Here is a 21,499-nt window from a genome sequence, read left to right on the forward strand (position 1 = left end):
TCCTCGATCAGACTCTGACGGCCGGGTCGAACAGCTTGGCATGATCTTCCAGCGCGTAGCGGTCGGTCATGCCGGCGATGTAGTCGCAGATCACCCGGTGCAGGCCTTCCGGCTCGCTGTCAATTTTGACCTGGGTGCTGGCCGGCATCTGCAGGGGTTCCTGCAAGTAGGCGTTGAACAGGTTGGTCAGCACGCGCTGGGCCTTGCTGGCCATGCGGATCACGCGGTAGTGACGGTAGAAATTTGCCAGCAGAAAGCGCTTCATCTCCCGACTGTCCGCGGCAAACGCAGGGGTGTAGCCGGCCAGATTGCGCCCCTGGCCGCGCAGCGCCGCGACCGAATGAACGTGATTCTCAACCAGGGCGGCGGCCGTCGCTTCGATGGCGTTGCGGATGAAGATGCCCACCAGGCGGCGGATCACGCGGTGGCGCAAGAGATCATCCAGCGGCTGCTCTGGCGATTCGCCCAGGCTGGCCAGCGCCTGCTGCCACAACGGCTGCTGCCGCACATCTTCGATGCGCAGCAGCCCGGCGCGCAGACCGTCGTCCAGGTCACTGGTGTTGTAGGCAATTTCATCCGCCAGGTTGGCCAACTGACACTCCAGCGTACCGGCCAGTTCCGGGTCGTAGCCCGCAGCGTCGGTCACGTCGTAGTCGGTGTCATGCTTGACCACACCCTCGCGCACTTCATAGGTCAGATTGAGGCCGTCGAAGGCCGTATAGCGCTTTTCCAGCTTGTCCAGGATGCGCATCGTCTGGCGCTGATGATCGAAACCGCCAAAGCCCTGCATCAGGCCGTTCAGCACCTGCTCGCCGGTGTGACCAAAGGGCGGGTGGCCCAGGTCGTGCGCCAGGCAGATGGCCTCGGTCAGGTCTTCGTTGGCGCGCAAGGCCCGCGCCAGACTGCGCCCCACCTGCGCCACCTCGATCGAATGAGTCAAGCGGGTGCGGTAATGATCGCCCTCGGTGTTGACGAAGACCTGCGTCTTGTACTCCAGGCGCCGGAACGCGGTCGTGTGGATGATGCGGTCACGGTCGCGCTGGAAGACCGAGCGGTAGGCCGGTTCTTCCTCGGCCACGCGGCGGCCGCGGCTGGCGCCGCTCTGCATGGCATACGGCGCCAGGTGTTCGCGTTCCTGTTGTTCATACTCAGCGCGTGTCTGAATCATGCGGTCTCCTTACTTCACAGCAAACGCCGTTGAAATGCACCACGGTCAAACCACCAGGATAGTGCGCAAAAACCCCATTTGGTCCAGGGTATCATACGCATAGGCCTGCACCAGTTGATTTTCATCTTGCAGGTAACGGTAAAACACCTCGGCAGTCTCCAGGGTACGGATCTTGCTCAAGGCGTGGGCGGCGCGTGACCGTGCGCCCTGCGGCCCGGTGGCAAGCACGGTCGCGAGGGCCGGCACGGCCTTCTCCCCCATCAGCGCCAGGGCATCCGCGGCCGATGCCCGCACCCAGCCGTTGACATCGCTCAGGGTCTCAACCAGGTCGTCAGTGGCTTCGACCAGCCCAAGTTCGGCCAACGCCAGGGCCGCGGCGCAGCGGATGCTGGCGTCATCGTCGCGTAAACGCTTGCGCAGCGGGTCCAGCGCGGTTTCGCCATCGCCAGCCAGGCCGGCCACTGCAACAAGGGTACGCACCCCCCACCAGCGCCGGTCGGTATCAGGATCATCGAGCCAGGTGACCAGCTCGGCCACCAGCGCGCCATCAGCGGTTGTCAGCCGGCGCACGAAATGCTCCGCCAGGTCATCATCCTGCGCCTCGATCGCGCGGCGCAGGGAGGCCAGCAGATCGGAAGGAGTTGGGTTAGCTGTCATAGGTGTCCCCCAGGTTCAACGCGGTTGGAAAAAAACATGTTGCTCCAGATTATAACATCAGCTTCATGCGGAGACAATAATTCGTGAAAACTGGTGAAATTCGTGACAGAAAAAACCAGCCCCCGCCACGAATCGCACGAATGGCGCCATGTGTTGCCAGAGGCGAAAAAATGTGCTATCATCGCGCGTGCGCCGGTCAGTCCGGTGCGGATTCCTGAAAGCAATCGAGACCGATGACCACGCAGACAACCCACGCGCCAGTCCTGGCGCCTGTCACCCCAGCTATTCCGACAACGATCGCCCGCGCATTGGGTATCAGCCCGCAGCAGGTCAGCGCCACCATTGCCTTGCTGGACGATGGCAACACCATCCCTTTTATTGCCCGCTACCGCAAGGAAGTGACCGGCGGCCTGGACGAAGTACAACTACGGCAAATCGAGAGTCGCCTGGACTATTTGCGCAACCTGCACGCTCGCCAGGAGACGGCGCTGAAGAGCATTGCTGAGCAGGCCAAACTGACGCCGGCGCTGGAGCAGGAGATTCGGGCCGCGACCACCCTGCAGCGCGTCGAAGACCTCTACCTGCCCTATCGCCCCAAGCGCCGCACGCGCGCGATGCAGGCCCGTGAGCGCGGGTTGGAGCCATTGGCCGAGGTGCTGCTGCACCCTGAAAAGCTCAGCGGCCAACTGACCGCCCTGGCCACCACTTTCATCGCCGCGGAGGTGGCCGATGCGGAGGCGGCGCTGGCCGGCGCGCGTGACATCGTGGCCGAAGTGGTCAGCGAAGATGCCCAGGTGCGGGCGTTTGCGCGCAGCAAGACGCTGGGTCAGGGGCTTCTGGTGGTCAGGCTGGCCGCGGTCGGCGCTGACCCGGGCCAGAAGTACGAGATGTACCATGATTTTGCCATGCCGCTCAAGGATGTGCCCGCGCACCAGCTTCTGGCGATCAACCGGGGCGAAAAAGAGGGCGTGCTCAAAGCGACGCTGCATGGCCCGGATGAGGAAATCCTGGACAACATCGGCCGCCAGTTTATCAAGGACCGCCGCTCGGCCGTGGCGCTGCAGGTGCAGATGGCGATCGCCGATGGCTACGAACGCCTGATCCAGCCGGCCGTCGAACGTGACGTGCGCGGCGGCCTGACCGAAAAATCGGACGATCAGGCCATCCTGACCTTTGCCACCAATGTCAAGAGCCTGCTCCTGCAAGCGCCGCTCAAGCGCCGGCGGGTGTTGGGCATTGACCCCGGCTTTCGCAGCGGCTGCAAGGTGGCGCTGGTAGATGAGACCGGTAAGTACCTCGGCTCGTTTGCCATCTTTCCCCACGAACCGCAAAAACAGTGGAGCGAGGCCAAGCGTCAACTACGCGCCGTGATCGAGAACGGCCAGGTGGCGGTGATCGCGATTGGTAACGGCACCGCCAGTCGCGAAACGGAGCAGTTGGTCGCGGAAGTGATTGGCGAGTTGGGCGCCGCAGGCGGGAAGTCCGGCCGTGACGTGGCCTACGCCCTGGTCAGCGAGGCCGGCGCCTCCGTCTACTCGGCTTCACCGCTGGCGCGCGAGGAATTCCCCGATCTGGATGTGACCGTGCGCGGGGCCATCAGCATTGCACGGCGTTTGCAGGACCCGCTGGCCGAGTTGGTCAAAATTGATGCCAAGAGCATTGGTGTCGGTCTTTACCAGCATGACGTGGATCAGAAAAAATTGCAGCAAGCCCTGGATGGCGTCGTGGAAGATGCGGTCAACCTGGTCGGCGTGGACGTGAACACGGCGTCCGCGGCGCTGCTGCAATATGTGGCCGGCATCGGCAAGAAGGTTGCCCAGAACGTTGTCGAGCACCGCAATCAGGAGGGGTCATTCCGCAGCCGCAGCGATGTGAAGAAGGTCAAAGGGCTGGGGCCGAAAGCCTTCGAGCAGGCGGCCGGCTTCCTGCGCGTGCCCGACGGCGCCAATCCGCTCGACAACACCGCCATTCACCCCGAATCGTACGCGGTGGTCAAGCGCCTGCTCGACCTGCTGGGCATTGGCCTCAAGGCTAAGGACCTGTCCGGCCTGGTGACGCGCTACATGCAGCAGCACCGTATCGAGGAGGTGGCCGAGTTGCTCGAAGTGGGCGTGCCCACCTTGACCGACATCCTGGAGGCGCTGCGCCGGCCAGGACGTGACCCGCGTGAAGACCTGCCCGCGCCAGTACTGCGCAGGGACATCCTCAGCCTGGACGACCTGCGCGAGGGCATGGCGCTGCAAGGCACGGTGCGCAACGTGGTGGATTTCGGCGCGTTCGTGGACATTGGCGTCAAGCACGATGGCCTGGTGCATGTCAGCGAGATGGGGCCGCGCTATGTACGCAACCCGCACGAGGTGGTCAAAGTAGGCGATGTGGTGGACGTGCGCGTGCTCAAGATCGAACGCGAGCGTGGGCGCGTGAGTTTGACGATGAAGAAAGAGGAGCACGAAGGCGCGAAGTGACACGAAGGCGCGAAGCGCGAAGGCACGAAGGCGCGAAGTGAGGAGCACGAAGGCGATGAAGGGGACCTGACGCGGCTGGAGGTGGATGCGATCGTGAATGCAGCCAATGAATCGTTGTTGGGCGGCGGCGGCGTGGATGGCGCGATTCGCCGACCGAGGAGAAAACCATGAGTGAAGAAACCAAGAACCTGGTGCGGCAGCAGTTTGGGGCGTCGGCCGCGGGCTATGCCACCAGCAAGGTGCATGCGCAGGGCGCGAGTTTAGGCCGTTTGATCGAGTTGGTGCAGCCGCAGCCGCACTGGGAAGTGCTGGACGTGGCAACCGGCGCCGGCCACACCGCACTGGCGTTGGCGCCGCATGTGCAGCACGTGGTAGGCAGCGACCTGACGCCGCAGATGATCAGCCAGGCGCGCGCCCTGGCGGACGAACGAGGCATCGGCAATGCGACCTTCGAGCTGGGAGACGTGGAGAAGCTGCCCTTCCGCCCTGGCAGCTTCGATCTGGTGATCTGTCGCATCGCCCTGCACCATTTCCCGCAGCCGGAGCGCGCCCTGGCCGAGATGGTGCGCGTCTGTCGTCGCGAGGGCCTCGTTGCCATCATTGACAACATCGTCCCGGCTGATCCTGCCGTCGCCAAAGCCATCAACAGCTTCGAGAAGATGCGCGATCCCAGCCACGGACGCGCCTTGACGTTGCAAGAACTGGCCGATCTGTTTCAGGCGGTCGGTCTGCGGGTCACCCACACCGAAACCCTGCGTAAAACGATGGACTTCCACGGCTGGCTGCGCCGCATGGCGGTCTCCGCGCCCATGAGCGCCTACCTGGAGGCCTGGCTGCTCGACCCCGAGCGCAGCGTCTACGCCTTCTTGCAGCCCGTGCGCAGCGAGAAGAGCCTCTCCATGACCCTGACCGAAGGCATCATCATCGGCCGCCGTTAGGAAAAGCCCGAATCTCCGCCCTTTACCGCACCAGTGGCAGGGCAGCAGTTTCAAATGTAGCCTGGTTTTTAACCACAGAGATCACAAAGAACGCAGAGAAGTTGCCGATTTGCGTCTGATCTGCCGTTTCTTTGTGTTCTCTGTGCTCTTTGTGGTTGAATGTGTGCTACATTTGGAACTGCTGGTGGCAGGGGGTACGGTTTTGCATTTTTCTCAAAAGCCATTACAATAGCGTCTCTCCACGCCAACCCGCCTGTTTCGATCAACTTCATATTCGTGTTTCGTTCGAGGAAAGGAGCAGAACTCATGGCTTACAAGGGTAAGTCGCGCGAAGAGATGATCCGCGAGGACATGCGCGACCTGCACAAGATGGGCTACGCACAGCAGTTGTTCCGTGAAATGGGAGGCTTCTCCAATTTCGCCATCTCGTTTTCCATCATTTCCATTTTGACCGGCGCGATCCTTCTCTTTGGATACGGTCTGCAGTTTGCCGGCCCCATCATCAACACCTTCGGGTGGCCTCTCGTCAGTTTCTTCACCCTCTGTATTGCGGCCTCGATGGCCGAACTCGCCTCAGCCTACCCGACGGCCGGCGGCCTCTACTTCTGGGCGCACCGCCTGGGCGGCATCAAGTGGGCCTGGGTCACCGCCTGGTTCAACATGCTTGGGCAGATCATGATCACCGCGGGCATTGACTTCGCCGCCGCCATCTACATCGCCGGCGCATGCAATCGCCTCTTCGGCACCGCCATTGACACGACCAATACGATGACCATGATCGTCGTGATGATGGTCATCATGGTCCCGCAGGTGCTGATCAACGTCTTTGGTATCAAGCTGACGGCGCGCCTGAGTGATTTCAGCGTCTACTGGCACATCGGCGGCGTCTTGATCATGGCCCTGCTGTTGACCTTCTTTGGCAAGCACACGCAGCCCTTCAGCTTTCTCTTCCAGGGCGTCACCACCGTGGAACCGGCTAGCATAGCCAATACGTTCGTCGCCGGCACCTTGCCCCCCTTCAACTCCCTGATGATGAAAATACCGGGCATGATGGGGCTGTATGCCGGTGGCGGCATCGTCCTCGCCTTCGTGCTCGGACTCTTGCAGGCGCAGTGGACCTACACCGGTTACGACGCCTCGGCGCACGTGGCTGAGGAGACGGTCATGGCCCGCTTGAACAGCGCCTGGGGCGTCTTCCTCTCCGTCGCCGTTTCGTTCGTCGTCGGCTACATCATGCTCCTCATCCTGACCCTGCATATTCCTGGCGGCGACATTGCCAAGACCGTGGACGCGGCCAACGGCCCGGCTGTCCTCTACATCGTCTACGAGAACTTCGACAGGATCTTCTTCGGCCACATCATCGCCATTATCATCGGCGTCGCCATGTGGTTGTGCGGGCTTTCCTCCATCACCAGCATGAGCCGTATGTGGTTCGCCTTTGCTCGCGATGACGGCATGCCCGGCTATCGCCTCATCAAGCAGATTCACCCCACGCTGCGCACGCCGGTCTGGTCCATCGTCATCACCTGCACCCTGGCTGTGCTGCTCACGGTCTGGTCGGCGCTCTACACCGTCGTCGTGGCCGTCAGCACCACCGCACTCTACGTCGCTTACGGCCTGCCGATCTATCTGAACCTGCGCAACAAACTACGTAAACAGGGTGAGTTCACCACGCCCAAGACGGCTCCCTGGAGCCTCAAGAACTGGGGCGTCCTCATCAACGTGCTGGCCCTGGCTTGGATTGCCTTCATTACGGTGTTGTTCTCCATCCCGCCGAATGAGCTGGCCGGCTGGTCCATCATCCTGATGGCGGTCTTCATGCTGATCTACTGGCAAGTGGACGCCAAACGCCGCTTCAAAGGCCCCACGGCCTCCGATGAAGCAGCCTTGCGTAAGATCGAGACTGACATGGCCGCGGCCGCGCACGGGCACTCCTAGCCCGCGCCGCGCGTTGATCCCGCGGCAGCCGGCGAGCGTAGGCGGCGCTCTCCGGCTGTCGCAGGCCAACAGAACCTGAAATGTGGCCCGGCCTTCCCCATCAATGGCGTGGTGTGACAAGGTTGTCGCTGGGGTGCATTTCGATCTTGGGGCGAAGCCCACGCAGGTGGGATTCGCCAGTCGTTGCAGCGACTTGAGTGAGTCGCCGAACATGGCAATGGGGCGGGGCCTGCCCGCTGAAAGTGACGCTTCATGACCGAAACCTCCCGCACAATGCTCAGTGTCGGGCTGGACGTGGGAACGACCACCACCCAGATCGTCTTCTCGCGCCTGACCCTGGCCAATGCGGCCGGCGCCGCGCAGGTGCCGCGCGTGGGAATCACCGCCAAAGAGGTGCTTTACCAAAGCCCGGTGACCCTCACGCCGCTGGCCGATGCCGACACGATTGATGTGGCGCGGCTGACCGCCCTGGTCAAGGCAGAATATGCCCGCGCCGGCGTTGATCCGCGCCAGGTGGAAACCGGCGCGGTCATCATCACTGGCGAAACGGCCAAGAAGAAGAACGCCGAGCAGATTCTGCACGCCCTGGGCGGGCTGGCCGGTGAATTCGTCGTGACCGTGGCCGGGCCGCACCTGGAATCGTTGATTGCCGGGCGCGGCGCCGGCGCGGCCGCCTATTCGCAGAAGTATTTCTGCAAAGTGACCAACGTGGACATCGGCGGCGGCAGCGCCAATTCGGCTATGTTCCACGCCGGCGCGGCCGTGGCCGCGGCCGCCATGAACTACGGCGGTCGCATCATGGAGATCGAGCGGCGCAGCGGGCAGATTCGTCACCTGGCGCAGCCCGCGCTGGCTATTCTCGCTCACCTGGGCCTGAACCTGCACGTGGGCGATGCTCCGACGCTCGATCAGTTGCGCCGTTTCACCGACTGCATGGCCGATCTGACCATCGAGCTGATCGAAGGCGGCGCCTCGTCGCTGGCGCAGCAGCTCTACCTGACGCCGCCGGCCGCGACCTCCGGCAAGGGCGCCGTCCTCATGCTGTCGGGCGGTATCGGCCATTACGTCTACAACCCCGTTCCGATTCACGCCGTCAGCGATGTCACCATTCATGATGATGTAGGCCCGCTGCTGGCTGATTCACTGCGCCGCCACCCTGGCATCCAGGCCTATGACAGGGTGCAGCCGGCGGAAACCCTGCGTGCCACGGTGCTGGGCGCCAGTTCACAGACCGTTACCCTCTCCGGCTCCACGATCTGGGCGGAGCGCGAGATTCTGCCGCTGCGCAATGTGCCTGTCATCCGACCCGATCTCGATGTGACACTGGGCCTGGCGCCTGAGGTCATCGCACAGGCGGTCCTCGACGCGCTGCGCCGCTGGGACATCAACCTGGCCGTTGACGAGTTCGCCGTGGCATTTGATCTGAAGCGCGCTTTGGATTATACTTTGCTTCTGAAGCTGGCCACCGGCCTGGCCGAATTCTCCCGCAGTTTGCCTGATGATCGCCCGCTGGTCATCATCATCGGACGTGACTATGCCCAAGCCCTGGGGCAGACGATCAAGGCTATGGCGCCTACCCGCCCGCTGCTCGTGATTGACCAGGTTGGCTTGAGTGAAGGCGATTATATTGACATTGGCGCTCCCCTGATGGAAGGCCGCGTGGTGCCGCTCAGCGTCAAGACGTTGGTTTTTTATCATTGATGATGACTGTGTTGCGGGACGAACGAGAGCTGCGTCCCGTCAGACCAGAGAAGGAGTGAGAATGCTCCTGCGTACCAAATTATTTGGCAAGACCTATGAATTCCCCGACATGCGCCTCCTCATGGGCAAGGCGAATGAAGAAAAGTCGGGCGATCGCCTGGCGGGTGTTGGCGCAGAGACCGCCGCCGAACGCATGGCCGCGCGCTATGTCCTGGCCGAGGTGCCGCTGTGGGTGCTGCATGACACGCCGGCCGCGCCTTACGCCGAGGACGAGGTCACCCGTGTCATTCACGATGGCGTCAACCAGACCATCTACGGCGAGATCAAGGATTGGAGTGTGGGACAGTTCCGCGAATGGCTGCTGGCCGATACCACCGACGGCGCGATGATCCGCCGTGTTTCGCAGGGCCTGACTGCCGAGATGATTGCAGGCGTCACCAAGCTGATGTCCAATCTCGATCTGATCTACGCCGCCAGCAAGATTCGCGTTTCAGCCCACTGCAACAACACGATTGGCATGCCCGGCACCCTCGCCAGCCGCAATCAACCCAATCACCCCACCGATTCACCCGAAGGCATCCGCGCCGAAATCTACGAGGGCCTGGCCTACGGCTCCGGCGATTCCGTCATCGGCATCAATCCGGTGGACGACTCCTACGCCAGCGTGGCCCGTCTGCTCGACATGACCTACGACATCATCCAGACCTGGCAGATTCCGACGCAAAACTGCGTGCTGGCTCACGTCACCACGCAGATGAAGTGCCTGGAGAGCGGCTCACCGGTGGGCCTGATTTTTCAGTCGTTGGCTGGCTCGCAGCGCGGCAACGAGTCGTTCGGCATCTCCGTCGCCATGTTGGATGAGGCTTACGCGCTGGCGCGCAAGCACTGCTTCACGGCCGGGCCGAGCTACATGTACTTCGAGACCGGCCAGGGATCTGAGCTGTCGGCCGACGCGCATCACGGCTGGGATCAACTGGTGATGGAGGCCCGCTGCTATGGCCTGGCCAAGCGCTATCAGCCTTACCAGGTCAACACCGTGGTGGGCTTCATCGGGCCAGAGTATCTGTACGATGCGCGCCAGATTCAGCGCGCCGGGCTGGAAGATCACTTCATGGGCAAGCTCACTGGCATCCCCATGGGCTGTGATGCCTGTTACACCAATCACGCCCGCGCCGATCAGAACGCGATCGAGAATCTGGCCGTGATGCTGACGGCCGCGGGCTGCAACTACTTCATGGGCGTACCGATGGGCGACGACTCGATGCTCTCCTATCAGTGTACCAGCTACCATGATGCGCCCACCCTGCGCCAGCTCTTCAACCTGCGCCCCAATCCCGAATTCGAGGTCTGGATGGAAGAACTGGGCCTGATGCGCAACGGCCGCCTGACCGCCAAAGCCGGCGACCCGTCGTTCTTCTTGCAGCGACGCGTGGCTTAACCGGAGGGGAAACGATGGATGAAGCACAACTCAATGCGATAATCGAGTCGGTGTTGAAGGAACTGGCTACGGCTGGCGCCATCAGAGCGCCGGTGGCGGGTGTTGGCGTGGGCGCGGCGGCCGTCGGCGACCCAGGGGCGCGGCTGCACATTGACCTGCCCGACCCCACGACGCCGGAAATGCGCACGCGGCCGCAGGTCAAGGCGCCTTATGATGTGGACGGCCTCAAGGCGTTGATGGCTTCCACCACCTCGCGCATCGGCGTGGGCCGGGCCGGGCCGCGCTACACCACCCAATCGCTCCTGCTCTTTCAGTCCGATCACGCCGTCACGCAGGATACCCTCTATCGTGACGTGGATCAGCGCCTGCTGGACGACCTGGGGCTGTTCACGGTGCAGACGCAGATCACCGGCGGCAAGGAGGAGTATCTCCTGCGCCCTGACCTGGGGCGCCTGCTGACCGATGAGGCCAAGCGCACCGTGGCCGAACGCTGCGTCAAGAGCGCCAACGTGCAGGTCGTCGTGGGCGACGGCCTCAGCGCAGCCGCGGTGGAAGCCAACGTGCGCCAGATGTTCCCAGTGCTCAAGCAGGGCGTGCAGGCCGCAGGTTTGACCTTTGGCACGCCGTTCTTCATTCAATACTGCCGCGTCGGCGTCATCAATGACATCGGTGAGGTGCTCAAGCCCGACGTGGTGATCTTGCTCATTGGCGAGCGCCCCGGCCTGGGCCGCGCCGAAAGCATGAGCGCGTACATGGCCTATCGCCCCAAGACCGGCGATACCGATGCGGACCGTGACGTGGTCTGCAACATCTTCGAAAATGGCGGCACCAACCCGCTGGAAGCCGGCGCCTTTGCTGTCCAGATCGCGCAGCGGATGCTCAAACATCAAGCGTCTGGCGTCAAGCTGAAGTTGATCAAATAGGAGCAACCATGGGAATACTCGATCCATTATACGCAATACCTCTGGCGGTCAGGATGATCCCCAATGTGGACCGCGGTCTTGCAGAGCATCTGGGACTGCGGCCGGAGCAGCGTTCGCTGGGCCTGATTACGGCTGACAACGATGATGCGACTTACGTCGCCATTGACGAGGCCACCAAGATGGCCGAGGTTGAGGTGGTGTATGCTCATTCCTTCTACGCCGGGGCCAAACACGCGTCGGGCAAGCTGTCGGGCGAAATCATCGCCATTCTGGCCGGCGCCAATCCGGCGGAAGTGCGCGCCGGTTTGCAGGCCGCGGTGCAGTTCATGAAAAATGACGCCATCTGGTACTCGGCCAATGAGGATGCCTCTATCGCCTTCTTCCCGCATGTGATTTCGCGCACCGGCTCGTATCTGTCGAAGGTGTGCAACATCGCGGAAGGTGAGCCGTTGGCCTACCTGGTCGCGCCGCCCATCGAAGGCATGATTGCGCTCGATGCCGCGCTCAAGGCCGCGGCCGTGCGCATCGTGGCCTACACCGCGCCGCCCTCAGAAACCAACTACATGGGCGCCATGCTCACCGGCGACCAGCCCGCCTGCAAGGCCGCGGCCATGGCCTTCCGCGACGCCGTGCTCGAAGTCGCAGCCAACCCCCTGAAATACTAAAGCAAGATAGACATAACTCCAGGGGGACACACCTATGCCAGAAATTGCGATGACAGCCTTGGGCATGATCGAAACCAAAGGGCTTGTTTCGGCCATCGAGGCCGCTGACGCGATGGTCAAAGCGGCCAACGTGACCCTGATTGGCTCTGAATTCATCGGCGGCGGCTACGTCACCGTCATGGTGCGCGGCGACGTGGGCGCGGTCAAGGCCGCCACCGATGCCGGCGCCGCCGCGGCCCAGCGCGTGGGCGAGCTGGTATCAGTCCACGTCATCCCGCGCCCGCACGGCGACGTGGAAATGATCCTGCCGCAGAAGAGCAAGGGCGCTATGCCCGCGCGGGCGAAGTAGGCTGAGCAGTTGTTGTGGGAGAATTCCATGCGCCAGGTTTTTACCGCGGCTGACATTCGAAGATTGCGTGACCAGGGCACACGAGTGCTGGTGCTGGGCCAGGCTGATTTGATCTCGCCGGAGGCGCTCGATGTGGCGCGCGAGGCGGGCATCGAAGTCAAACGACCTGGCCCGGCGCCGGCGCCGGCGGCGCAGACGGCCGCGCCATCACCCCTGCCGCCGCTCAAGGCCGTGCGCCGCGCGGGCGTCAGCCTGGAGCCGTTCGGCGCAGGGCTGGCAACGCCAGGAACCGACGTGCAGTTGAAGGATGTTATCACCAGCGACGACCGCACGCCGATGGCGGTAGGCTACATGAGCCTGGAGCGCGGCGAGTTCCCCTGGACCCTGACCTACGACGAGATTGACATTGTCCTGGAAGGCGAACTGGTCATCACACGTGGCCGCGACGCGGTGCGCGGCGGGCCGGGCGATGTGATCTTCATCCCCAAAGGCTCCAGCATCACCTTTGGCACCCCCAGCCGCACGCGCTTCGTCTATGTCACCTATCCGGCCGATTGGAACAAATAGCGCATGAACCCGCATCTGCAGACGTTGCTCAAGCAGACCGACGCGGTGATGAGCGGCCGGCCCCCGCGGCTGCGCGGCCGGCCGGCGCATGTCGGCGTTGACCTGGGTACTGCCTACACCGTGCTGATGGTGTTGGACGACGCGCAACAACCCCTGGCCGGCGCCTACCAGTTTGCACAGGTGGTGCGCGACGGCCTGGTGGTGGACTTTCACGGCGCCATCAGCCTGCTCAAGCGTCTCAAGCAGCAGGTGGAACAGCGCCTGGGCGTCGAGTTGACCCACGCGGCTTCGGCCTACCCGCCGGGCGTGCCGCGCAGTGAAGTGCGGGCCACGGCCAATGTGCTGATTGCCGCCGGCCTGGAGTGTACCGATCTGATTGACGAACCGACCGCGGCCAACAATGTCCTGCAGATTCGTGATGGCGCCATTGTGGATGTGGGCGGCGGCACCACCGGCATCGCGGTGGTCAAGGACGGCCGGGTCATCTACACGGCCGATGAGCCGACCGGCGGCACCCATTTTACCCTGGTCCTGGCTGGTGGTCTGCGGTTGACATTCGAGCAGGCTGAGGAACTGAAGAAGGACCCGCGTGAGCAGGCGCGCCTGTTCCCGGTCTTGCGCCCGGTCATGGAGAAGGTGGGCAGCATCGTGCGTCGGCACGTCGCCGGCCATCCTGTGGACACGCTCTACCTGGTGGGCGGCACCTGCGCCTTTCCCGGCATGGCGCAGGTCATCGAAGAGTACACCGGAATCAAGACCCTGCTTCCCGGCAACCCGCTGTTCATCACGCCGCTCGGCATTGCCATGCACGACCGAGTCAGCCGCTAGGCACGCTTAGCCCCGCAGGAGGAACCGATGCCCAAGAAATTCTATACCGAACGTGACATTGATGCTCTGCATGTGCAGGGCGTGACGCGCCTGGACGTGGACACCAACACCGTCATCACCGCGCTGGCCAAGGATCGCATGACAAAGCTCGGCATGGGCATCAACGCCGCCGGCGCGGCGCAGACGCCAGGCGCCGCGCCGGCGTCCGCGCCGTCAGGCCCCAGCCCGGCGTCCAACCTGGCCGGTCAGGTCAAAGCAGCCGTCCTCGCCCGCCTGGGCGATCAGGTAGACGCCGCCCTGCTCGACGCCATCATCGCCCGCGTCCTCGCGCGAGCGTAGCCGCACAGGAGATCATTCTGGAGAAACGTGTGGTCACGGCCGACATTGCGCTGCGCCTCGCCCGGTATTTCGGCACTTCGGCGCATTTTTGGCTGGGCCTGCAGATGGATTACGACCTCGACGTGGCCGAAGATGCACTGGATGACCGTATCCGCCTGGCCTCCAGGTAATCGGTGTACCCGCCCGTGTAGTTCACCAACACCCCCTGGTCGGGATCGAGTTCCACGATGCGATCCACCGTCTGATCCAGGAAATAGCGGTCGTGTGAAATCACCAGCACGGTCCCTTCGAAGTCATCCAGCGCGCGTTCGAGTACCTCGCACGAGGCGATGTCCAGGTTGTTGGTCGGCTCGTCCAGGAGCAGGAAATTGGGCTGCTGCAGCATCAGCAGCGCCATCTGCAGACGACTGCGCTCGCCGCCGCTCAGGCTGCCGACCGTCTGCTCGTGTGCCCGCTTCCATTCGAAGAGAAACTGCGTCAGGAACGCGGCCGCCTCGCGTTCGTACATCGGCTTGACCTCACGCACCATTTCCACCAGGGTCTTGCTGTAGTCCAGGCTCTGGTGTTCTTGCGTGTAGACACCCATCTTGACGCTCGGCCCGATTTTGACCACGCCGCTCGTCGGCTGCAGCGCACCGATGATGCAGCGAAACAGCACGCTCTTGCCCGCGCCGTTGGGGCCGACCAGGCCCACGCGCTCACCGTGCCACAGCAGCAGGTTGGCCCCGGCCAGCACCAGGTCATCATCGAACGCCTTCACCAGGTCAATGATCTCCAGGACTTTGCTGGAGCCGCGCCAGCCTTCAAGCTCCAGGCCCATGGTACGCTGCTCCACCACCGCATCCACCTTGTCCATGCGCTCGATCTGGCGACGCTTGTTGCGCGCTTGAATGACATGGCGCCGGTTGGAGGCACGCGGGCTCACCAGGCTGGCCCACAGTTCCATTCTGGCAATCGAAGCCTCCAGCCGGCTGATCTCCTTCTGTTGCGCGGCAGCCATCTGCGCCTGGCGCAGGCGCCGCAGCTCGCGCTCCACCACATAGGCCGTGTAGTTGCCGATATAGAATTCGAGCTTGCCGCCTTCCAACTCCACGATGTTGTCAGCCACCTCATCCAGCAGATAACGGTCGTGCGAAACGATCACCACCGCGCCGGGATACGTGCGGATAAACCCCTCCAGGAAGGCCTTGCCTGCCAAATCCAGGTGATTGTCCGGCTCATCCAACAGCAGGCAGGCCGGCCGGTTGACGGCCAGCTTAGTCAGCGCCAGCAGCTTCTTCTGCCCGCCGCTCAAGGCTGCCGTCGGCAGATCGAAATCGCTATCGTCGAAACCCAACTGGCGCAGGGTGGCCTTGACGGTGTTGTCGTACTGCAAGCCACCCGCCTCCGTGTATGCGGCCAGCAGACGCTGCTGCTGTTCCAGCGTACGCGTCAGCGCCCCGCTCATCGCCATAGACGCTCGGTTCTTCCAGTCTTCTGGCAATCTGCTCCAGATCGGCTTCGATGGCGGCCAGCCGCGCCGACGCGGTCATCGCTTCGGCCAGGACGCTGCGCTGGGGATCCAGGCGCACCTCCTGCGGCAGGTAACCGACGCTGGCGCCTTTGGCCGTCACCATGAAGCCGCGATCCGGCAACAGGCGCCCGGCCAGCAGGTTGAGAATCGTGCTCTTGCCCGCGCCATTTGGCCCCACGAAGCCCAGCCGCGCATCATCAGCAATGGCCCAGGTTAGATTCTGCACGCCAGAAAAGGCTCTCTCGTGGCCGTTCAGTAGACAGACAATGAGTCCTGCCCTACTCTCGCTCCCCCACACTAGAGAGGCTGAACGGACACGGAGAGCCTTGCAGCGAATCCGCAGACAGTTGTCGGAGCACCCCGGGGTGAGTCGTATCGTCTGCGGATGAATGCTGGCGTTTTGACAGCCAGGTCGTTCTTCCCCAAAAAGACCTCGTCGCAGCGGCTTCTGGCGGTCCTGTGGGGGGGAGGAGCGCCCATCGTCGCTGCGACGAGGATTCCTGGTCGGGGTGAAATCAGCGGCTAGAAGGCCCAGCCAAAGTCGGCGGCAATCATCTGAATGTCTGCGATGCTGATGGAGCCATCGTCATTGATATCGTACAGACTGTCGTAGGCGTTGTGCCAGGCTGCCGCCGCGGCGCTCAGGTCGAGCACATCCACCGTGTTGCTGCAGTTCACATCGGTGCGTTTGCAGACCTGCACCGAGCCGGTGGCGCCTGTGTTCTCCACATCGAAGTAGGTGAACATGCCGATGTTGTTGAACTGGCGTTGATAGGTCTGGTCGCGATCCAGCAGGCCGGAGTCGAAGCCCCATGTGTTCGCGCGGGCGTCGAGGTCGCTGGTCGCGCTGTGGAAGTCGCCGTCCGTCAGTTCGGTGTTCTGCCAGGAAACCGTGGCGCCCTGCCACACCTGGATCGCAGACGGCTGGAAGCCGCTGGCGTCAACACTCACGGCAGCCTGCGCACTGGCAGATACCTTGGTCAGCGGAACGTCCAGATGCTGCGGCGTATCCACCACGGTGAGCGTCCAACTTCGGTACGGCTGGTAAAGTGCATCGCCGGCGACGGTAATGCGGTAGTTGCCAGGCGGCGTGAAGAAGCTGTAGTAGCCATCCACCCCGGTCACCTGCGGGTTGATCTGCGCCTCGTACAGCTCGGCCGGCCAGCGGTTCCAGTTGCTGCTGTCGTCCTCCTCCAGCGCCGTTACGGTGCGGCCCAGCAGATTGACGATGGGGTCAGTCTTGTCCACCCCGGTATCCACATCGAAGACGTAGCCGTCCGGATCAATCAGGCCGGTGCCGTCGCCTGTGGTGGTGGTGCCGTCGCACGTACAAGCCAGTGACATCGGTACACTGGGATTGGTGACGCCGGGGATCACCGTCTGGAACCAGCCGCCGCCGATGTGGCTCATCACGTAAGGCGTGATGCCCACGGTCAGCGTGACCTGCGCGGTGGCCGGGTCATCGCAGCAGACATGCACGTCCACGGTGTAGGTGAAGGGCGGGCGCAGGCGCACCGTCCATCCCGTGGGATCGGCCCGTCCCGACCCGTTCATGATGTGTTGCACATAGGGCGAGCCGCCATAGTAGGCCGTGAAGGTCAGGGAGAGCGGATCCCAGGTCAGCGTGCTGTCCACGATAACAACCACCGTGGGCGATGGCGGACTGGTGTTGGCGCCCAGGCGAGCCACCGCGTAGATGGCATGAGCGCCATCGGTCAGACCCGTCACCGGCAAGCTCCAGTTGCCACTCCCATCGGTTGTGGCGGTGCCAACCAGGCCGCCGTCCACGTAGACATCCACCACCGTGCCGAGGGCACTCGTGCCGGTCACGGTGATGTTGCCTGAGCAGGTGGTGCCAGCCAGCGGCCAGGTGATGCGCGGCGGCATCAGCGGGATGATGCCACTGGCGCTCGACGTATTGTTGGTTGGATCATCACCCGGGGTCGTCGTGCTGATCGTCGCCGTGTTCGTGATGATGGTCCCTGAGGGCATGCTTGTCGCTGGCGCGTACAGCCACAGATCAATGAAGCCGTTGTCGCCAGGCGCCAGGGTGCCGATGCTCCAGGTGGCGCTTGTGCCACCCACTGCCGGCGGTTCGTGATTCGGGTTCGAGGAACTGCTGGCATAGCTCATGCCGGTGGGAAACACGTCGGTGACGCCGACATTGTTCGCGGTGGCGGTGCCGCTGTTGCCATAGTCCATGTGCCACAGCGCGCGCCAGCCGCCGCCCGGCTGTCCGGGAACCGAGGCCTCGACAGGTTCGATGCGGCGCAAGGTCTTGATCACCCACACGTCTGGGTTGCCGTTGCCGTCGCCGTTGAAGTAGTCTTCCGTCTCGCCGAAGCGATAGCCACCGGCCGGGCCGCGACCATCAGGCCGCAGCGTGACCGAGTTGATGGGTGCGGGCACTTCCGACAGAGTCACCCGCAGCCACAGGGACTGATTGGGATTGGCGTTGAAGGGCAGGAACAGCGGCGACGTGATCGTATACACGCCGGGACCAGAGGCTATGACCTGGTTCTTGACCGCCCATTCATCGGCCGTGACCGCCATGCCGGCGCACTGGAAGAGGTCTTCCCAGTCGCCATCACGATTCCAATCGAACCACACATTGACATAACGGGCGCGGGCCGGGCCGACCACCGTCACCACGTAGCTGATGCGTGTGGGCTGGCAGTTGGGTAGGAGGAGAGGGCGCACCAGGCCATCGTCCATCCGGTCGCGGTTAGCCACGTTGGCCGGCGGGTCGAGGTTCGTCAGGCCATCCTGGTCAGGCATCAGGTCAGCGTCGCGCTCACCGGTCACGCCACGCCCCAGGAAGGCATCAGCCTTCGGCAAACGATGGCGCGGGCCTTGCACGGCGCCGGTCCCGGGGTCGAACACGGTGGGGTAGTTGGCTGGTACGGCGGGATAAGCGGTCATCGCCGCGCCGAAGTGGTTGGTGGTGTCCGGAGCATCACCCAGATCTGGGCAGATCAGGAAGAAGTGGACCGGGTTCGACGTCAGCGTGACGCCATCCGGCGAGGTCAGCGTGGCCCGATTGGTGATCTTTTGGTTACACTCGGGCGGAACGACAGGGTTGCCCACGACAGTCACCTTGAATCGGATTGTCACCTGGCCCATCGGCGGCAGGTTGCCCGTCCATTGGATGGCCGTGCCCGTGAAGGTGGCGGTGGGCACCGTGGAGGAGACGCTGCCGCTGACGTAGACCGTGCCGGCGGGGATCGGATCTTGCACGACCAGGCCATTGGCCGGCACATTGCTCAGGTTCTTCACCGTGATACTGTAGGTGATCGTGTCGCCAATCCAGCCATGCTGCACGTCCGCGGACTTCCGCAAACTCAGATGCGGCGGCTCGCCCGGACGGCCCGGCAGGAAATAGTCTTCAGTCTCGCCAAAGTGGTAGCCGGCGGCGGGACCGCGGCCATCGGCCGGGCCGCCGATGATGGTCGGCGCCGGCATATCGGACAGGGTGATGCGCATCCACAGCTTGGTGTTCGCCATCGGTGTCCAGGCAAAGTAAGGCGTGGTGGCGAACGGCAGGCTGGCGAAAGCGCCAGAGGCGGGAATGGGGACCGCCTGGTTCTGCACGGCCCATTCCTGGGCCAGCATGCCATTCGCGCACTGGAAGCTGTCTTCCCAGTCGCCGTCTTGGTTATAGTCGAACCAGACATTGGCAATCCGGCTGCGGGCCGCGCCGGGCTGGGCGGACACCATGAAGTTGAAGGTGTTGGGCTGGCAGGAGAGCAGGCTGATCGGCATCACGATGCCGTCATCGAAGCGATCCTGATCCGGCCGATTCAGGAGCGGCTCCAGGTTGGGGCGCACATCCTCGTCTGGCGTCAGATCGGCATCGCGCTCACCGCTGACCCACTGGCCGAGCCAGGCATCGGCGCGTGGCAGCCAGTGTTTCGGGCCTTCGGGCAAGCCGGTGGCCGCATCGAAGACCGTGGGGAAACGACCGAGCACGCCGCTGCTGTAGGCCTGCATCGTATTGGGGAAGTGATTGCTGCTGTCTGGTGCATCACCCAGGTCGGGGCACATGATCTGGGTGTGGGCCGGATTGGAGGCGATGATCGCGCCATTGAGGTGCAGTTCAGCCTTGTTTTCGATGCGACCGCCGCACTCCTGTGGGGCGGCGGTGGAGCCAACCAAGACGCTGAAGCCAAAGGTGACCGATCCACCGGCCGGGACATTGCCCGTCCAGACCACCTTGTTGGGGACGTAGGTGGCACTGCCACTGCTGGCCCAGGCGCTGGAGGGGACGTATGAGGTGCCTGCCGGGATCTGGTCCTCAGCCGTGGCGCCCACGATGTTGGTCGTCGTTGGATTGTTGATCGTGATCGTGTACATCAAGGTGTCGCCCACGGACGCATGCGTTGGGTTGACCACCTTCTGGATGGTGATTTGCGGCGGCGGGCACCAAATTTCTGTATAGACCGGGTTGGTGCTGAGGACTTGTCCATTGAACAGCACGGTACCCACGTTCTGCACCGTGCCGGGGCACTGGAAGTTGGCGTTGACGGTCACCTGGAAGGTGATGGTCACGCTGCCGCCGGGCGGAATGTTCCCGTTCCATTGGACCATGCCACCACCGTAGCTCACGCTGCCGCTGGTCGCGGTCGCGCTGCCTCCCACATAGGTTGTCCCGGCCGGAATCAGGTCCTGGAACTGCACCCCGTTGGCCGGCGCGTTGCCGGTGTTGGAGATGACGATGGAGTAGGTCAGCGTGCTGCCGGGCGTCGTCAGGTTGGTGTTGACCGTCTTGACCGCCTGCAGGTGTGGCTCGCCCTGCTGCTCGTTGATGAAGAAGTAATCCTCCGTCTCGCCGTAGACGTAGCCGGCGTCAGGGCCGCGACCGTCGGGGATGGAAGTAAACGGGTTGATCGGCGGCTGCTCATTACGCGTCAGCGTCATGCGCATCCACATTTTGTTGACAGCGGCCGGCAACGAGGGAGTAAACGCCGGTGTCGTAATCGTGTAGAATCCGGGGCCGAAGCCAATAGTCTGGTTCTGTACGGCCCACTCAGTGGCTGCCGTGCCGTCGGCGCACGGAATGACATCTTCCCAGTCACCGTCCTGGTTGTAATCGAACCAGGCATTGAAATAACGGGTAGCGGCCGGGCCAACAATCGTGACGGTGTAGTTGAAGTTGGAAGATTGGCAGTCTACGAGCGCACCGCCGAGCACGCCGTCATCGAACCCGTCATGGTTAGGCACGTCGGGCGGCGGCTCGATGTTGCGCATGCCATCGTTGTCCCAAAACAGGTCAGCATCGGCCTCGCCACTCACGTTATGCCCCAGCCAGGAGTCAGAACGGCTAAAGCGATGATAAGGGCCGCGCACAGAGCCGGGAGGGCCGCCATAGACCGTGGGATAGCGTGCGGCGATTCCAAGAGGGCCGCCCGGAGGATAGGCGGTCATGCTCACGCCAAAGTGATTGGTGTTGTCCGGCGCATCGCCCAGGTCCGGGCAGATGACCTGGATAGCGGCCGGCGGTGACTGCCCGACAAGGGTACCCACCCTGACGAAGGCGTGATTGATGATGATCGTCTTGCAGGCTACCTGCGGGCCAATTTTAGCGCGGAAGTAGATTTGCACCTCGGCCCCGCCTGGCACGTCGCCAACCCAGGTGATGTAATTGCCATCAACCGTGACGACGCCGGATGTGGCGCTGGCCGAGCCTGGCTCGTACATGACCAGCGAGGGCAGCGCGTCGGTGGCGACCACACCGCTGACCATCTGTGGACTGTCGTTGTGGAGTGAAACGGTGTAGGAGATCGTTTCGTTGACTCCCACCTCGGTTGGATCCACGGCTTTGGCGATAGTAATCACCAGGCCGCTCTGCTGTGCCGGCGCCGCATCACTGCCGGCGGCCACGATCAGGGCACCGCCAAGCAAGAGCGCCAGGGTAGCGAACAGCGCCAACAGCACTGCATTTGAGCGTGATTTCATGGTTTGCCTCCTGAGAACGGAAACTGGGAACGTGATTGTGATCCAGAACTAGGGA

General features: G+C 63.2%; 16 protein-coding genes and 2 pseudogenes. 13 read left to right on the forward strand and 5 right to left on the reverse strand.

Features of this window, described 5'->3' with window-relative positions; all coding sequences use genetic code 11:
• Nucleotides 1-7 precede the first annotated feature (7 nt).
• Nucleotides 8-1,168 (reverse strand): deoxyguanosinetriphosphate triphosphohydrolase, encoded by a 1,161-nt coding sequence (locus IPF85_RS13385; protein WP_343408586.1) that lies wholly within the window; start codon nt 1,166-1,168, stop codon nt 8-10.
• Nucleotides 1,169-1,213: 45 nt separating this feature from the next.
• Nucleotides 1,214-1,825, reverse strand: a complete 612-nt coding sequence (locus tag IPF85_RS13390) for a HEAT repeat domain-containing protein (protein ID WP_343408587.1) — start codon at nt 1,823-1,825, stop codon at nt 1,214-1,216.
• Nucleotides 1,826-2,058: 233 nt separating this feature from the next.
• On the opposite strand from IPF85_RS13390, the gene IPF85_RS13395 reads away from it, so the two are divergent.
• The 13 genes and pseudogenes from IPF85_RS13395 to IPF85_RS13455 form a co-directional block, all read left to right on the forward strand.
• The gene (locus IPF85_RS13395) at nt 2,059-4,290 is read left to right on the forward strand and encodes a Tex family protein (protein ID WP_343408588.1); all 2,232 of its coding nucleotides are present in this window, start codon (nt 2,059-2,061) and stop codon (nt 4,288-4,290) included.
• A gap of 66 nt (nt 4,291-4,356) precedes the next feature.
• Nucleotides 4,357-4,443: pseudogene (locus IPF85_RS13400) on the forward strand (macro domain-containing protein); the annotation flags it as partial.
• A 14-nt stretch (nt 4,444-4,457) separates the two neighbouring features.
• Nucleotides 4,458-5,228 carry a methyltransferase domain-containing protein gene (locus IPF85_RS13405; protein ID WP_343408589.1) on the forward strand — a complete coding sequence of 257 codons (771 nt, stop codon included), beginning with the start codon at nt 4,458-4,460 and terminating at the stop codon, nt 5,226-5,228.
• Between the two features lie 306 nt (nt 5,229-5,534).
• Nucleotides 5,535-7,166 carry an amino acid permease gene (locus IPF85_RS13410; RefSeq protein ID WP_343408590.1) on the forward strand — a complete coding sequence of 544 codons (1,632 nt, stop codon included), beginning with the start codon at nt 5,535-5,537 and terminating at the stop codon, nt 7,164-7,166.
• A 252-nt stretch (nt 7,167-7,418) separates the two neighbouring features.
• Complete coding sequence (locus IPF85_RS13415) at nt 7,419-8,867, forward strand: ethanolamine ammonia-lyase reactivating factor EutA (protein ID WP_343408591.1); 1,449 nt, start codon at nt 7,419-7,421, stop codon at nt 8,865-8,867.
• A 61-nt stretch (nt 8,868-8,928) separates the two neighbouring features.
• A complete protein-coding gene (locus tag IPF85_RS13420; RefSeq protein WP_343408592.1) occupies nt 8,929-10,305 on the forward strand; it encodes an ethanolamine ammonia-lyase subunit EutB in 1,377 nt (458 codons plus the stop codon).
• A gap of 14 nt (nt 10,306-10,319) precedes the next feature.
• Nucleotides 10,320-11,228 (forward strand): ethanolamine ammonia-lyase subunit EutC, encoded by a 909-nt coding sequence (gene eutC, locus IPF85_RS13425; RefSeq protein WP_343408593.1) that lies wholly within the window; start codon nt 10,320-10,322, stop codon nt 11,226-11,228.
• An 8-nt stretch (nt 11,229-11,236) separates the two neighbouring features.
• A complete protein-coding gene (gene eutL, locus IPF85_RS13430; protein WP_343408594.1) occupies nt 11,237-11,893 on the forward strand; it encodes an ethanolamine utilization microcompartment protein EutL in 657 nt (218 codons plus the stop codon).
• 43 nt (nt 11,894-11,936) lie between these two features.
• Nucleotides 11,937-12,242: an ethanolamine utilization microcompartment protein EutM gene (gene eutM / locus IPF85_RS13435; protein ID WP_343408686.1), complete on the forward strand. Its 306-nt coding sequence runs from the start codon at nt 11,937-11,939 to the stop codon at nt 12,240-12,242.
• Between the two features lie 27 nt (nt 12,243-12,269).
• Nucleotides 12,270-12,809: a cupin domain-containing protein gene (locus tag IPF85_RS13440; RefSeq protein WP_343408595.1), complete on the forward strand. Its 540-nt coding sequence runs from the start codon at nt 12,270-12,272 to the stop codon at nt 12,807-12,809.
• A 3-nt stretch (nt 12,810-12,812) separates the two neighbouring features.
• Nucleotides 12,813-13,637: an ethanolamine utilization protein EutJ gene (eutJ, locus tag IPF85_RS13445; RefSeq protein WP_343408596.1), complete on the forward strand. Its 825-nt coding sequence runs from the start codon at nt 12,813-12,815 to the stop codon at nt 13,635-13,637.
• A gap of 27 nt (nt 13,638-13,664) precedes the next feature.
• Nucleotides 13,665-13,976 carry a hypothetical protein gene (locus tag IPF85_RS13450; protein WP_343408597.1) on the forward strand — a complete coding sequence of 104 codons (312 nt, stop codon included), beginning with the start codon at nt 13,665-13,667 and terminating at the stop codon, nt 13,974-13,976.
• Between the two features lie 8 nt (nt 13,977-13,984).
• Nucleotides 13,985-14,146, forward strand: a pseudogene (locus IPF85_RS13455) (HigA family addiction module antitoxin); the annotation flags it as partial.
• Here IPF85_RS13455 and IPF85_RS13460 read toward each other — a convergent pair.
• The 3 genes from IPF85_RS13460 to IPF85_RS13470 form a co-directional block, all read right to left on the reverse strand.
• On the reverse strand, nt 14,086-15,411 hold the full coding sequence (locus IPF85_RS13460; RefSeq protein WP_343408687.1) for an ABC-F family ATP-binding cassette domain-containing protein: 1,326 nt from the start codon (nt 15,409-15,411) through the stop codon (nt 14,086-14,088). The pseudogene IPF85_RS13455 and the gene IPF85_RS13460 overlap by 61 nt on opposite strands.
• Nucleotides 15,296-15,715, reverse strand: coding sequence for an ATP-binding cassette domain-containing protein (locus IPF85_RS13465; RefSeq protein WP_343408598.1), 420 nt, complete (start codon nt 15,713-15,715; stop codon nt 15,296-15,298). Before IPF85_RS13465 ends, IPF85_RS13460 begins: the two co-directional genes overlap by 116 nt.
• 296 nt (nt 15,716-16,011) lie before the next feature.
• Nucleotides 16,012-21,444 carry a GEVED domain-containing protein gene (locus IPF85_RS13470; protein ID WP_343408599.1) on the reverse strand — a complete coding sequence of 1,811 codons (5,433 nt, stop codon included), beginning with the start codon at nt 21,442-21,444 and terminating at the stop codon, nt 16,012-16,014.
• Nucleotides 21,445-21,499: the final 55 nt, after the last annotated feature.

Origin of the sequence: Candidatus Amarolinea dominans, assembly GCF_016704685.1 — a bacterium.
Taxonomy (GTDB): Bacteria; Chloroflexota; Anaerolineae; order SSC4; family Amarolineaceae; genus Amarolinea; species Amarolinea dominans.